Origin of the sequence: Nostoc sp. (assembly GCF_036919675.1) — a bacterium.
Classification (GTDB): domain Bacteria; phylum Cyanobacteriota; class Cyanobacteriia; order Cyanobacteriales; family Nostocaceae; genus Nostoc.
The window spans coordinates 41,177-55,004 of sequence record NZ_JBALCP010000065.1 but is presented as its reverse complement, the minus strand read 5'-3'; the positions used below and the strand labels follow the sequence as shown (position 1 = coordinate 55,004).

At 41.6% G+C, this 13,828-nt stretch carries 19 protein-coding genes; 7 read left to right on the top strand and 12 right to left on the bottom strand.

What is annotated here, in order from left to right; translation table 11 throughout:
- Positions 1 to 274: 274 nt before the first annotated feature.
- The gene (locus tag V7K49_RS14300; RefSeq protein ID WP_334871848.1) at positions 275 to 913 is read left to right on the top strand and encodes a histidine phosphatase family protein; all 639 of its coding nucleotides are present in this window, start codon (positions 275 to 277) and stop codon (positions 911 to 913) included.
- 33 nt (positions 914 to 946) lie between these two features.
- Here V7K49_RS14300 and V7K49_RS14295 read toward each other — a convergent pair whose 3' ends face one another.
- The 6 genes from V7K49_RS14295 to V7K49_RS14270 form a co-directional block, all read right to left on the bottom strand.
- Positions 947 to 1,294 carry a hypothetical protein gene (locus V7K49_RS14295; protein ID WP_335206109.1) on the bottom strand — a complete coding sequence of 116 codons (348 nt, stop codon included), beginning with the start codon at positions 1,292 to 1,294 and terminating at the stop codon, positions 947 to 949.
- A 114-nt stretch (positions 1,295 to 1,408) separates the two neighbouring features.
- Entirely contained in the window at positions 1,409 to 1,861 is a 453-nt protein-coding gene (locus V7K49_RS14290) for a clan AA aspartic protease (protein WP_334871850.1), read from the bottom strand.
- A gap of 24 nt (positions 1,862 to 1,885) precedes the next feature.
- Positions 1,886 to 2,305, bottom strand: a complete 420-nt coding sequence (locus tag V7K49_RS14285) for a type II toxin-antitoxin system VapC family toxin (RefSeq protein ID WP_334871851.1) — start codon at positions 2,303 to 2,305, stop codon at positions 1,886 to 1,888.
- The gene (locus V7K49_RS14280; protein WP_334871852.1) at positions 2,302 to 2,586 is read right to left on the bottom strand and encodes a hypothetical protein; all 285 of its coding nucleotides are present in this window, start codon (positions 2,584 to 2,586) and stop codon (positions 2,302 to 2,304) included. Before V7K49_RS14280 ends, V7K49_RS14285 begins: the two co-directional genes overlap by 4 nt.
- Positions 2,587 to 2,825: 239 nt before the next feature.
- Positions 2,826 to 3,290 (bottom strand): tetratricopeptide repeat protein, encoded by a 465-nt coding sequence (locus V7K49_RS14275; protein ID WP_335206108.1) that lies wholly within the window; start codon positions 3,288 to 3,290, stop codon positions 2,826 to 2,828.
- The gene (locus V7K49_RS14270) at positions 3,274 to 3,879 is read right to left on the bottom strand and encodes a hypothetical protein (protein ID WP_335206106.1); all 606 of its coding nucleotides are present in this window, start codon (positions 3,877 to 3,879) and stop codon (positions 3,274 to 3,276) included. The genes V7K49_RS14275 and V7K49_RS14270 overlap by 17 nt, the downstream gene beginning before the upstream one ends.
- 136 nt (positions 3,880 to 4,015) lie before the next feature.
- Between V7K49_RS14270 and V7K49_RS14265 the strand changes: the two genes are divergently transcribed.
- Complete coding sequence (locus V7K49_RS14265; protein ID WP_335206104.1) at positions 4,016 to 5,143, top strand: succinylglutamate desuccinylase/aspartoacylase family protein; 1,128 nt, start codon at positions 4,016 to 4,018, stop codon at positions 5,141 to 5,143.
- 111 nt (positions 5,144 to 5,254) lie between these two features.
- On the opposite strand, the gene V7K49_RS14260 is transcribed toward V7K49_RS14265, so the two are convergent.
- The gene (locus V7K49_RS14260) at positions 5,255 to 6,337 is read right to left on the bottom strand and encodes an ATP-dependent 6-phosphofructokinase (RefSeq protein WP_335206145.1); all 1,083 of its coding nucleotides are present in this window, start codon (positions 6,335 to 6,337) and stop codon (positions 5,255 to 5,257) included.
- Positions 6,338 to 6,620: 283 nt separating this feature from the next.
- Between V7K49_RS14260 and era the strand changes: the two genes are divergently transcribed.
- The 3 genes from era to V7K49_RS14245 all read left to right on the top strand — a co-directional run bounded on the left by era (position 6,621) and on the right by V7K49_RS14245 (position 9,854).
- Complete coding sequence (gene era / locus V7K49_RS14255; RefSeq protein WP_273768277.1) at positions 6,621 to 7,595, top strand: GTPase Era; 975 nt, start codon at positions 6,621 to 6,623, stop codon at positions 7,593 to 7,595.
- Between the two features lie 265 nt (positions 7,596 to 7,860).
- Positions 7,861 to 8,538: a response regulator gene (locus V7K49_RS14250; protein ID WP_298908390.1), complete on the top strand. Its 678-nt coding sequence runs from the start codon at positions 7,861 to 7,863 to the stop codon at positions 8,536 to 8,538.
- 875 nt (positions 8,539 to 9,413) lie between these two features.
- Positions 9,414 to 9,854 carry a hypothetical protein gene (locus tag V7K49_RS14245; protein WP_298908401.1) on the top strand — a complete coding sequence of 147 codons (441 nt, stop codon included), beginning with the start codon at positions 9,414 to 9,416 and terminating at the stop codon, positions 9,852 to 9,854.
- On the opposite strand, the gene V7K49_RS14240 is transcribed toward V7K49_RS14245, so the two are convergent.
- Positions 9,849 to 10,049 (bottom strand): hypothetical protein, encoded by a 201-nt coding sequence (locus V7K49_RS14240; RefSeq protein WP_335206102.1) that lies wholly within the window; start codon positions 10,047 to 10,049, stop codon positions 9,849 to 9,851. The genes V7K49_RS14245 and V7K49_RS14240 overlap by 6 nt on opposite strands.
- A gap of 247 nt (positions 10,050 to 10,296) precedes the next feature.
- Positions 10,297 to 10,425, bottom strand: coding sequence for a hypothetical protein (locus tag V7K49_RS14235; protein ID WP_335206100.1), 129 nt, complete (start codon positions 10,423 to 10,425; stop codon positions 10,297 to 10,299).
- Between the two features lie 224 nt (positions 10,426 to 10,649).
- On the opposite strand from V7K49_RS14235, the gene V7K49_RS14230 reads away from it, so the two are divergent.
- The gene (locus V7K49_RS14230) at positions 10,650 to 11,123 is read left to right on the top strand and encodes a TspO/MBR family protein (RefSeq protein ID WP_335206098.1); all 474 of its coding nucleotides are present in this window, start codon (positions 10,650 to 10,652) and stop codon (positions 11,121 to 11,123) included.
- 90 nt (positions 11,124 to 11,213) lie between these two features.
- Positions 11,214 to 11,687: a TspO/MBR family protein gene (locus V7K49_RS14225; protein ID WP_335206096.1), complete on the top strand. Its 474-nt coding sequence runs from the start codon at positions 11,214 to 11,216 to the stop codon at positions 11,685 to 11,687.
- A gap of 265 nt (positions 11,688 to 11,952) precedes the next feature.
- On the opposite strand, the gene V7K49_RS14220 is transcribed toward V7K49_RS14225, so the two are convergent.
- From V7K49_RS14220 to V7K49_RS14210, 3 genes are all read right to left on the bottom strand, one after another.
- Positions 11,953 to 12,660, bottom strand: coding sequence for a M15 family metallopeptidase (locus V7K49_RS14220; protein WP_335206094.1), 708 nt, complete (start codon positions 12,658 to 12,660; stop codon positions 11,953 to 11,955).
- Positions 12,661 to 13,158: 498 nt separating this feature from the next.
- A complete protein-coding gene (locus V7K49_RS14215) occupies positions 13,159 to 13,419 on the bottom strand; it encodes a DUF4926 domain-containing protein (protein WP_335206093.1) in 261 nt (86 codons plus the stop codon).
- Positions 13,406 to 13,750 (bottom strand): DUF6883 domain-containing protein, encoded by a 345-nt coding sequence (locus V7K49_RS14210; RefSeq protein ID WP_335206092.1) that lies wholly within the window; start codon positions 13,748 to 13,750, stop codon positions 13,406 to 13,408. Before V7K49_RS14210 ends, V7K49_RS14215 begins: the two co-directional genes overlap by 14 nt.
- Positions 13,751 to 13,828 lie beyond the last annotated feature (78 nt).

Genomic DNA, 13,828 nt, shown 5'->3' with positions numbered 1-13,828 from the left:
GGGGCACAGCATTGCTCATTAGTGTCAACTTAAACAAAAAGTCAGCATAAGATGTAATCTAAAAACATCTGGATTGATGTTCTTAGTGATAGATCATGAGTAGAAAACGTCCAGCGCAAAAAGGAAACACAACAGACGTAGCTGCGGCAACTTTGCTCAATCTCAAAATCACTCCAAATCTCAAAAAAATGTAGTAATATACCACAGGCATTAACTATCTTCAGCTACATCTGATTGTTAGCGCTCTTAAATTCACAATCCATGAGAATATACCGTGAGCCTAACTATTTATTTCCTCCGTCATGGACAGACAGAATGTAGTCGCAATAATTCCTTTTGCGGTTCCATAGACTCACAACTTACCCCAGAAGGCTTGGAGATGGCAAAGGCTTTTGCAGAGGCATATAGTTCTATGGATTGGACAGCAATATTTTGTAGTCCAATGCGGCGAACTGTATTGACAGCACGAGCCTTATCTGAAGCAATAGGGATGGAACCACAACTCAGAGATGGTTTGAAGGAAATTAATTATGGCAAGTGGGAAGGAAAAACGCCAGAAGTAATTAGCCGTGAATATCACGATGATTATATTCGCTGGTCAGCCGATCCAGCTTGGTATGCGCCAAATGGTGGAGAAATGGCAGTTACAATTGCTTCTCGCGCCATACAGGTAATTGAAGAAATCAAGAGTCTTTACAGTAGTGGGAATGTGTTAGTGGTTTCCCACAAGGCAACTATCAGAATTATTCTGTGTAGTTTATTGGGGATTGATGTGGGACGCTTCCGTTTTCGTTTGGGATGCCCTGTTGCTTCGGTCAGTATTGTAGAATTTACTTCACATGGGCCGCTGTTGAAGGCTTTGGCAGACCGGACTCATTTGGATGAGCGGTTGCGAAATTTACCGGGGACATGAGGGGAGACGCGATTAATCGCATCTGTACAGGAGTTAGGAGTTATTATTTTTACCTTGTTCTGCTTCGCTATCTGGCTCAGTGTATTTGCAGAAAACATTTATCCCGATTTTTAAAATATATAATACGGCAATTGTTGCGATCGCACCATCAATCGGTATTCCATGTGCTGCAGCAACAATCACCAGTGAACCAATAACACTATTAAACAAAGAAGCACTACCAGGGTTTTTGGTATATTCGGTGATTTTGCCCCTTAAACCATCATCACCGCAAATTTCAGCGCGGATTTCATCGAGAGTTAGCTGTAACAGAGATTTACCCTTGCCATAATCTGTTTTGCCGAACTTCTCTTGCCAAAGTGCATCAAAACTCGCTTCCAAATCACCGTTGTGTTGTTGCAGAGTAGTCAGTGCTGGTTGCGTTGCAGTATCGTATCGTCTTGGAGAAGTTGCTGAATTTCTTGGATTTCGGCTGGGGTTAATTGGGGATTCATGCTAGATTCTCATTACCGGATAATTGGGATGCTCAGGATTGGGTACAAGTCGCTGATTTTTACAATCCACTAATAAATCGAGGGTTTCCAGTACTGTTTGCCCAATCAGTAAAGTATTTCTTGTAACTAATGTAGCTTCAGTAGTTTCGCGCCCTTCTAATTCTATAATTACAGGTTCCGTCACACCGATAGATTCCTCCATACCGTTAGCATATTGAGCAATCCGCTGACCCCGAATCCTCAAACCCAACTGCTCTACAATTAATATTGGTAAAACTGTACGTACAACCCCAGTATCTACAAGTGCTTCTGTTTCACATACCCGAAGCATATTGGGATTAAGCATTCTTCGACTTATAAGCGCTTCGTCTATGGCATTTGTAAGTTTAACTTTGATGCGAACTGCACCTATAGAATCATTGCTAGTACGATTATAACGATTGAGATTTACCATAATTTCTATCTCCTGAAAAATTTCCTATGGAGAATTTGTTAATTCTTGAATCAACTGTTCAGGTGTCAGAATTCTGGGAGTAGCAACTGGAAAATCACTAGGGTTGCGAGTAATGATAGCATCTAAGTGATTGAGTACCGCAGTGCTGTATTGAATAGCGTCTTCAAAATCTCTAAAGTTAAGGTTTAGTGCCATGTTAATTGTGGTACTGTCTACGGTGGCAACACGGCAGAAGTTGACCAATTGCCTTAAATAAGTAAGTGTCCACTCTCGACCTCTTGCCCTCCGGATGATGTAATACAAATCGCTAAAAGTTGAGGCGGAAATATAACCTTCTACCTGTCCTTGCTCAACTAGCACCAACACTTGTTCGCTTGCTTCTAGGAAAGGTTCACGTTCAAGGGCATCATCTACAATGATGTTGCTGTCTAACAAGATTTTCACAGATTATGTTTCTCCTTTAAAGCTTCCCATCGGGCTTGGTCTGGGTCAAAATCTGGTGGTGTGGGTGGAGCATTTTCAAATAAACCTTCAAATGCTTTGACTTTAGACTTTCTTCTCGGCTTTTCTGGCTGTGACTCAGTGGTGGTTTCTGTAGCACTTTCCAAGGATGGAATTGCCTGCAAAATAATGACTTCCACTTTGCCAGGAGGAACATTCAGAGGTTCGTCAATGATTAAATGACCTGATTCATCAATTGTGGCATTGAGCTTGTAGGCTTGCATACTTCTGCTCCTTTTTGTTTCTAGGATAGAATACTGCTGCTGTAAATGTTGCGTAGGTTTAGCCCGTCGTAGACATCGCACTTCTGAATAACCACCTTGTCGTGACCCAAATGATCGTTTTGGTGATGAAAATGATCATTTTTGTGGCAAACGCTTATGCGATCGCTAACAATACTTAAACAAAACTTATTTGAAAAGCTGCGAGATCCCCGACTTCTTCAAAAAGTCAGGGTTCTGAATCAACCTAGTTCATCCCGCGCTGCCCAAATTGCCTCGCGTACCTCTCCCGCGCACTCTTCACCCGTCGCCTCGCGCCAAATAACTTGAAACTGTCTTTCGCCTACCTGCTGGAGCATCCGGGCTAACGCATTGATATAATAACCAATCGAATCTTGATAATGTTGTAAGCCAATGGCTAAACCACGAATGAAAATTGGCAAAGCCTGAGCGTAATTTTCTTGAGCTTCTAAAACCCTTCCCCACTTACCCAATGTTTGTGAAGCGTTAGACCAATCTTGAAAATTGCTATAAATTTCATAAGCTACTTGATAGCATTCAGCAGCATTTTGAAAGTCTTGCTTTGCTTGATATACATTACCTAAATTGTTATATGAATTGCCAGCCTGATGAGGATTATTCAAGCTACTATAAATATTGATAGCTTTTTCGTAATAAGCGATTTCATCGTCAAATTCTTGTTGCAAATATGAAACAATACCAATTTGGTTGCAACGCCGCCAGCAAAGGACGGGCAATGGTTTTAAAATTTACGTCTTGTTCGTCATAAGGGCGGGCAATGACTAATAGAATATTTAGTTGGTCATCGGGCATTGGTGGCAATGGTGCTTTTACCCCCTGAGTGCTGAGACTGCGATACATCCCCGCTAGTGAAGGTGCAAGAAATTGATAGTCGCGGGAATACAGCAATTCCCAAGGTAAATTCAGCACCTTGGCGTTATCGGAAATAATGCCCAGTTCACATTTATCGAGTCCGTCTCGTGTGGCTTCTTGAAAAAACTCTCTTCCTTTCTCTGTGCTGCGAAATACTAGCTCAAATAAATGTTGTCCCCACTGCTGTAATTTTTGTTCGATTTTTGCAGCGTTGTCGGGAAAAATACCGTAAGGAAACTTCAGATAATCTTCTAAATACCAGCGCAACTCAGCCGCGTTTTCCTGATCGAAGGGTTGCTGAAATGAAACTTCTGGCGCAAGGCGAGGACTCTCATATCCGCGTTGCCAGGAAAGTTGGATTGTTTCGTCGTGATGTGTTATTCGCAACCAATTTGTTACCATTGCTGCTGTGCTGGTTACTGGGTAATTTGATGTTAGCTTATTTGGGGAATTCACCCAGAAACGCCCAGAGGGAGATTGAGTTTTAATTCAGTACAGATACAGGGATAATGTACTCAAATTATCAGCGATTTATTTTATGCAGCCAGTTATAGAGACTATTTCTTTACGTCAAATGGCTTCGGGCGATCGCCTATACTTACAACTATACAAATTTATCGGCGCTCAACCTGGTAAAAAGGTATACATTCAATCTAATCTGCACGGTGCAGAAATTGCTGGTAATGCCGTTATTCACCAGCTAATTGAGTTTTTATTAACAATAAATGATCCAGATTTAGCTGGAGAAATTTGGCTGGTTCCCGTTTGTAATCCAATGGGGACAAATGAACGCGCTCACCATTTTTCTCCTGGACGATATTGCATTTACGAAGCCAAAGACTGGAATCGGATATTTTGGGACTACGAAAAAGAAGCTGATGATTTAGTAGCTTTTACTAAATCTCAACTTCATATTGATCTAGAGGTCGTTCGACAAAATTATCTAACTATAATTAAGCAACAATTTGCGAAAAATTTAGAAAAAATTAATTCTCCTAGTGGTGTGCCCTACACTGAGGTTTTTAGCTACAAACTACAAAATCTAAGTTTAGATGCAGACTACCTAATTGACTTACATAGTTCTACAGATCAAGCTTTAGAGTACCTTTATTACTTCCGAAATCGAGAAGACAGTGCGAAATACTTCGGGCTTGATTTCGGAATCTTACTTGATAAATACGATGGTGATGCTTTTGATGAAGCTTTTATCAAACCTTGGTTAGCATTGGAAGCTTGTTTTAAAGAGTTGGGTAGAGAAATTAAGTTTGATGTGGAAGCTTGGACACTTGAATTAGGAACAGGAATGCAAATGAACCCTGATTCAGTCGCCAAAGGTGTACGGGGTCTGAAAAACTATTTAGCACAAAAAGGTGTACTGCAAATTCCTGATTCATTGGATGACACAAAAACCCATGAAATGACTTTTGTATCTAGCAGCAACCGGAAAAAATATTATGCGATCGCAGGTGGCATGATTCAATCCAGAATAAAATTAGGTAGTTCAGTAAAAGCTGGGGAAAAACTGTATCAAATTCTCAGTTTTAATAAAGAAGGTAACTTACCCAGTGTAATTGATGTCTGCGCTCAACAGGATGGATTGGTTTATGATGTCGCAACTAATCAGGCTGTGAATGAAGGGGAATTTGTATTGGGAGTTATTAGTTAGGAGACGCGATTAATCGCGTCTGTACAAGAGTTAGGAGTAGAGACGCGATTAATCGCCTCTGTACAGGAGTTATGAATTATGAGTTTTTTAACTCCTCACTCTTCACTAAATTTAGTCGCCTAAATAAATACCCATACCACGAGCGGTTTTAACTAAAGTACCATTCGGATCGACGGCGCTATATTGAGCGATCGCTTCTGTAATTGGTACACTTAATACTTGGCGATTTTGCCATGTCACCATGCGATCGTATTTACCCTCGGCAATTAAATTAACCGCCGCAACGCCAAAAACAGTTGCAACTAATCTATCTAGTGGTGAAGCAGTTCCACCCCGTTGAATGTGTCCTAAAACTGTGACTCGCGTTTCTACACCAATGTGCTCAATAATTTTATCTGCTAAATATTCGCCGATTCCACCGTATCGAGATTCACCTAAACGATTTGTAATCGTTACATTTTCCCCATCGTGGGTACGAACTGCTTCCGAAACAATAATCAAACAATAGTTTTTGCCTTTATCTTGGCGTTCTTTAATTTTGTGGCAAATATGCTCAACTGTGTAAGGGATTTCGGGAATTAAAATTACATTTGCTCCCCCCGCAATTCCCGCAGCTATTGCTATGTGTCCGGCATCACGCCCCATTACTTCCAAAATCATGACTCGGCTATGACTTGCAGCAGTAAAATGTAATCGGTCTAGTGCTTCCGTGGCAATATTGACTGCTGTATCAAAACCGATGGCATGTTCAGTAACGCCAATGTCGTTATCAATTGTTTTAGGAATGCCAACTAAATTAATCCCGCCTTGTTGGGCAAGACGGCGGAGAATTGCCAAGCTACCATCGCCACCAATCCCAATCAAAGCGTCTAAACCTAGTTGATGATAACCTGCAATAATTTCTTCGGAGCGATCGCATAAACTTCCATCCGCCATTGGAAAAGCAAAAGGGTCACCTTTATTGGTTGTCCCCAACATTGTGCCACCCGCAGTTAATAGCGAGTCAACTTGATCAATTTCCAGCTTTGTGAATTGTGGTGGACGCGCCATTAATCCTAGAGTCGCTTGACGAATTCCCAAAACCTCCCAGCCGTAGGTATTCACAGCACAATTTACTACAGCCCTAATCACAGCATTTAAGCCAGAACAATCACCTCCACTGGTAAGAATTCCTATGCGTTTGCGTTCTCCGATATCTTTTATTGACATTTTGATTCAAATATATTGAGTAGTAGATGAAACTTAAGCCAAAGTTAGTAGCAGATTAAACCGTTTCAAAAATCTTCTCTGTAAATGCCAAAGTAATTTTATGTTTGTTTTGTATCTAAAAACAAAACAAAGTTATCTCAGCTGTAAAATATTAAGTGTAGAGCCAGTAGTAGATTAAACCTCGGCAAAAACAATCCCTAAAAATGCCAGGGTAATTTTATGCTTGTTTTGTGTCTAAGAAAAAATCAAGTTATCCCAGCTGTAAAATATGAGGGTGGAGCCAAAGGTGACTAGTATTGATAATTACAACTTCTCTTTTTCAGGAGAAGTAACAATTCCCCAGGCTCCTCCTGAATTTAAGTCAGGTTTTATCGGCATTGTTGGTCGTCCTAATGTCGGTAAATCTACTCTAATGAATCAATTGGTAGGACAAAAGATTGCCATTACATCACCAGTAGCACAAACAACACGTAACCGTTTGCGTGGTATTTTAACTACACCAGAGGCGCAGTTAATATTTGTAGATACGCCAGGAATTCATAAGCCCCATCATCAATTGGGGGAAGTGTTGGTGCAAAATGCCAAAATTGCGATTGAATCGGTAGATGTAGTGCTATTTGTGGTAGATGGAGCGGTGGCATGTGGTGCAGGCGATCGCTATATTGCCGATTTGCTCAGTCGCAGCAAAACACCGGTGATTGTGGGCGCGAACAAAATCGACCAACAACCCGCTGATTCTCAGTTTCTAGATGATAGTTACGCCCAGATGGCCAAGTCCCATGAATGGGAAATCGTGAAATTTTCTGCCAAAACTAGTGCAGGATTACCGCAACTTCAAGAATTATTAATTGAACATTTAGAAATTGGGCCATTATACTATCCTCCAGACTTGGTAACTGACCAGCCAGAGCGCTTTATTATGGGGGAATTGATCCGAGAACAAATTTTATTATTGACTCGTGAAGAAGTACCCCATTCAGTAGCGATCGCTATTGATCTAGTAGAAGAAACTCCCAGTATTACCCGTGTACTTGCTACCATCAACGTCGAGCGCGATTCCCAAAAAGGCATACTCATTGGCAAAGGCGGAGCGATGCTCAAAGCGATTGGTAGTGAAGCTCGTGAACAAATCCAAAAGTTAATCGCTGGTAAAGTTTACTTAGAATTGTTTGTCAAAGTCCAGCCAAAATGGCGACAGTCGCGGATTAGTTTAGCAGAGTTAGGCTATCGCGTGGAAGAATAGAAAAGTTAGAAGTTAGGAGTTAGGAGTTAAAGACTTATGAATAACTCCTGACTCCCTGCTTTATTTATGATTGGTAGATTTTTCAGATTAGACCAATTTCTTGAGTTTGAGAACCAACATAATTGTCGGAAACCCTAAATCTAAGTTTAATAATTGAGAACGTCCTCAATTATTTATTGGAAACCTAAATACAGACGCGATTAATCGCGTCTCTACTCCTAACTCCTGTACAGACGCGATTAATCGCGTCTCTTAATTAATAAAAATGTCTTTAGATACTCGCTATCCCTTAAATTTACCGATAAATGCTCCGCCGTTGCGCGTGTTAATTGTCGAAGATGATCCGATGATGCAACTGGGATTAGAGCAATCATTAATGGCTCATCCTCAGTTGGAGATTGTTGGACAAGCAGAAGATGGTTATTTGGGAGTCCAAGCAGCACTGCAACTGAAACCTGATTTGGTGGTTATGGATATTGGATTGCCGCGATTGGATGGCATTGCAGCGACACAGCAAATTAAGGCGGCGCTGCCAGCAACTCATGTAGTGATGCTGACATCTCATCAAACGGAAACAGAAATTATTGCTGCTTTGTCTAGCGGTGCAGATGCATATTGCATCAAAGGTGCAAGTGTGGAACGATTGTTGAGTGCGATCGCAGCCGCAGTTGATGGTGCAGCCTATCTCGATCCCCAAATTGCGCGGCGAGTTATTGATAATCTCAAACCGCCCTCACCCACCACTAATACCGCCAACTTATCTGGGCGCGAGTTAGAAGTGTTGAAACTCATGGTAGACGGGTTGAGTAACCCAGAGATTGCCGCAAAACTCTATCTCAGTCCCAACACCATCAAAACTCATGTCCGGGGGATTATGAATAAATTAGCAGTAGACGATCGCGTGCAAGCAGCAGTTGTGGCACTGCGTTCTGGTTTGGTTTGATTATCTGTAAATTACAGTTATCAAAATCCCTTAGCGCTGGTGAATACCCGCATTGCCTACGAAGCCAAAAATTACGGGATTTATTTTTTTGTTAACAATATCTTTGACGAGATATATCACTACAGCCTTGAGACCACCTGATACACTTGTATCTTATGGCGATCGCTGCACCTTTAGCTTTCAAGTTCGCACAAATTTTTAATCCCATTTACAAGTAGAGGCGTACATATATATGTACGCCTCTCTAGCCGATTCATTTGTTGCCAAGATTTTTGAAAAATAGTCTACCTCAATCCATTTTAGTTAAAAGAGTTTGAGAATTCATTCGGGTCTAGATCAGCAGGAAATAATAAAATTTCCTTGCCTTCTAGCTTTGCCTTCTGGTGAAGCACAATTGCCTTCTCCAAAAAACAATATTTAATTGGAACCCACCCATCATTATAAAAGTAGACAGTTACTCGGCTCATTGCATACTCTTTCAACGGCATTGGAAGATACCAGGACGAGTTCACAATTAGAACTTTACCTGTCGAGTCCATGCTTTGAACCTCAGTTAGTAAATATATTTACTCTCACTACTTTTACTCATCCGGGTGAGTTTTAGTAACTATCATAAGTAATAAGTTAATGAGCCTTTAAGTTAGATATTTAGGTGATAAGTTCAGAAGTCAACGAGTTTTTAGTTGGGATTAAGCCTTCGTAGTTGGTAAGGAATTTTCAGGCGAAGTTTGACAGGTTGTCTTTTGACGCAACTATTCTTTTAAAATTATCGTTCCTAAATACTGGTGGAAAAATAGCATCAAAAATCTTTGAATTTTCCTTTAATTGCCTTTCCCCAGTCAACCTGGTCTACTTCGCTTACTCTTTGAAACTCTATGTTCCACTTTACCCTAGAAAAGAATTTGGGATGGCTATTATTAATTTCGGTTCTGATTGCCACACCAGTTAATGCCCACACCGAAAAGGTGTCACAAGACGTAGGCGGGATGCTGCATATTGAACCCAATGACAATCCTCAAGCTGGCAAAACCGCTCATGCTTGGATTGTCCTCACCCGTAAAGGCGGGCGACTAATCCCCCTGACACAATGTAACTGTCAGTTGGCTGTCTACCCTCAACCTCACAGCGAAACTGATACCCCATTGCTGAAGCCCAGTTTACATAGTGTATCAACCAAGCAATATAAAAACATTCCCGGAGCCGAGATCGTCTTTCCCAAAGTAGGAGCTTATGAATTGGAGTTAAGCGGTACTCCCAAATCTGGAGCTAATTTCAAGCCCTTTGTGTTGTCTTACACCGTCACTGTCGGCTCATAAAAGCTGAACTGGTAAGATGTCATGCCGTAGCAAGATCCCGTAGGGTTCAGAAATCGCTGTGCGATCGCCTCCATTGCGGTAGCGATCGTATAACTTAGTTTTATCAAGAAATCTTTTGTGTCCTTGGAAACCGTCTGTAAAAGTTTGAATACTGTCGTCTCGCCTCTGTTCTTGAGATTCTGAATCATTGTTCACAAGTATCAAAGACTCGTTCACGGAGTTCAAAAACTCGTTCACGGAGTTCAAAGACTCGTTCACGGAGTTCAAAGACTCATTCACGGAGTTCAAAGACTGGTTCACGGAGTTCAAAGACTCATTCACGGAGTTCAAAGACTGGTTCACGGAGTTCAAAGACTCGTTCACGGAGTTCAAAGACTGGTTCACGGAGTTCAAAGACTCATTCACGAGTATCAAAGACTCATTCACGGAGTTCAAACACTCGTTAAAATTTACTTAGCGATCGCGCTTCTGATTCAGTTTGCATATAAACTACCATTGAATCTAATTGCCTTATCCCCCTATTCACAAGAATATATTCCACAGTTCGCCCCATACCCCCACTGCTAGACATAATCACCTCAACATCCGGAGAATAAATGGGCACAGGGGCAGAGGAGAATAATTAATAACCAATGCCCAATGCCCAACTCGCAACACTCATAAATTAAAATCCTGCCAAACGATCTGAAGGTATCAAACTCAGGGATGATGAGTAATTAGCAATTAAATTGACAAAATCACACTATAAAGAGTGATATTAAGCGATAGATAGCGCTTGTATAAGGACTAACGGTCATGATTAAATCTTGGATGGTGATTGGGGGTGTGGCTTTCTTGGTTGCCTTAGCAGCTAACGTGATTACGCCTAGCGATCGCCAATGGTTCAAGCGCTTACAACGACCGAGATGGCTAACTTTTGAGGGTGCAATTCCAATTATTTGGACTGTAATATTTATTTGCGGTGCTTGGTCAGCTTATATTATCTGGGAAAAAGACCCAGGAAGCACCTCAACCTGGTTAATCATGGGTTTATACTTGCTTTTAGAAATTGTGACCATTGCCTATACGCCCGTAATGTTTAAGCTTCGCAGTCTGAAAGTGGGTACAGTTCTTGGTGGCACAGGTTTTATCATTTGTGTTTTATTGATACTTGCAGCCTTAAGTATTTCTGGTTGGGCAGCACTATTACTAGTTCCTTATTTGCTCTGGAGTCCCATTGGTACTTATACTACTTGGCAGATGGTCAGTCTCAATCCTCAAGATGCCTAAGAATCGTACCAGCGAATGATTTAAGCTACGCCCTAAATTGTCAAACTTGCAGTGTATGACTTGACAAAATACACAAAACTTGAGTGCATTATGATTCCATCTTGGATAATAATTGGGGCTGTAACTTTTCTCGTTGGCCTTGGTAGTTTCTTAATCACGCCACGTGATGTCAAATGGTTTGCACAGTTACGTCGCCCTCGCTGGCTAGTTTTTGAGCCGCTGATTCCGTTTATCTGGACTGTGATTTTTGTTTGCGGTGCAGCTTCAGCTTATATTGTCTGGGAAAAAAGCCCAGGAAGCCTAATTACTTGGCTACTAATGGCTTTGTACGTCCTGGTGGAAATTATCACCGTCGCCTACATACCTGTAATGCTGAGGTTTCGCAGTCTCAAAATTGGGGAAATTCTTGGGCTAATAGGTTTAGTTTCAGCCGTTATCCTTGCAATCTGCGTTTTGCCAATTTCTGGACTAGCGGCGCTATTACTCCTTCCTTATCTAGTTTGGACTCCCATTGGTACTTACACCACCGACGAGTTAAAGGAGCAAAATCCTCAAGATGCATAGCAGTGGGGGAAGTTTGCCTAACTTTAACAAGGGGATTTTGCCCCAAGTTAAGTCCCAAGTTTTGTTAATTGAGATGGTAGGTGGATTTACACGCCTGCTGTACTAGCACGCCACGGCGTAAATAGAGCAACCATTTAAAATCCCTAAAAAGCCCATTCCATAATACTTTTGACTTTTGACTTTTGACTTTTGACTTCCGCCTTGCGGTACTAGCCTGCTGTGATTGCATTCGTTTCATTTTGAATGCGTGAAGCAATTCACACATCTATGCAAGCCGCCCATAACGTGCAGTAACAGGATTAACCGGATTGGATTGATTATTCAGCCAAGCCCACATTTGATCGCCAACAGAAAAATGCCACCACTCTCTAGGATTGCGTTGAAAGCCAGCTTTTAACATTACATCTTGCAACAACTGACGGTGAGCATGATACTGTTGTGCTTCTGAGTGGTCGCTATTGGCATAATAATCTGGATGCGATCGCTCGGACATTTCATCAATCGGCGAACCCATATTCACTATTTGCCCTGCATCATCTACTAGCGTCACATCCACCACCGCACCAGTACTGTGAGGAGGGGGAGTTTTTTCATCCAAACTCGGTACAGCCCAAATTTCATAAACCGCTTCCCAAATCTCTTGGCGTTGGTTTGGCGATAACTCCACCTCAGTCAGTCCCCTCTCCCTAACTGCTTGCGCGAAGCTGTAATCTACCATAAACTGCTGGACTGCGATCGGGCGATAGGCATCAAAGATTTGGATACGCCAGTTAGGATACAGCAGATTAAGATAATTTTGGGCTTGGATCAAATTTTCAATAACGCTTTGACGGAGATAATAGGGGGAGCGATCGCCATAAGGCGCACCTAACTTTTCATAAGGATGGGGAAATTCCACCGGAAACAATTCTAAAGGAATCGCCATTAGCGGTTCACCACACTCAAAAATCGGGATTTGATGATAGGGCCTCATCTAGTTAGCCACGCAGGACTTACGGATTTTAACGCAAGCATAGCATTCTTAAGACTTACGCAGAAGAGATCCCCCAACTGCCTTAAAAAGGTGGCTTTCAAGTTCCCCCCTTTTTAAGGGGAGCAAGTACAGTTTTGCGTAAAAGCGTAGCGTTTTTAATGCAGAGGAACGCATTGGCATTGTGAGGGGACGCATTAACATTGCAGCCGCCGCATTGACATTGTGAAGGGACGCATTGGCATTGTGAGAAGACACATTAACATTGTAAGGGGACGCATTAACATTGTGGCCGCCGTATTGGCATTGTGAGGTATTGCCAAATGCCAAATTTAATTCTCGCTACCTGTGGCATGGGCGATAAAATCATTCTGCCTTGCAATGTGCATTAAGCTAAACCACATCTAGTTTGCATAATCTGAAATTGTACATTTCTTGTGGCATGGGCGACACGAGCGTCCAATATATGCATTCTTAAATGTGGAACAGCTTAGTAAAAATTTAGGCAATTGCCAAATCATAATGTAAAACTAAGATTTCATCTGCTCTCAAAGTCGCCATTGCATATTCACAGCCTTGAGTATCAGCAAACTCGACTAAATAATGATATTCTTCTTGTTGCTCATAAACTTCTACAATTGTTCCAACTTGCCCACTGGGTAAGCTTTCGATAGAAGTATAAGGGACTTCCACTAGTTGTAATCTCTCAATGGGAATAGACTTGAGTGTAGCAATAGTATCCAAAAGTTTAACTTTTTTCATTTAACTTCAGAAATGCAGTAATCAAACGTGGATAGGGATTATTAGCGGTAGTTTCCCAGATTGTCCGCAGCCTGATTCCGTCTGTATCAGGTATTATCCAATCTACCTTAAACTGTTGACCAAATTGTGTAGTACTTTGCTGAACAACTTCACCTGCAACTGCTGCTATTTGAATAAGTTCTCGCAAAACATCGGCGTTTTCTAGCGTGATTCCTAGAATTGATGCGAAAACTCTGGCTTTATGTTTCCCACTCGGATGTTCTGAATTTAGACAATAACCTATGAGCTTTTGCATAGAAATCTCTGCTTGCTCACCGTTGGGTAATTTCATCGTCTATGAATATGCCCTAAAAGACTTCAAATTTAGGACTTACGCAAAATATCTCTCAAACTCTTATTTTTCCGTGTC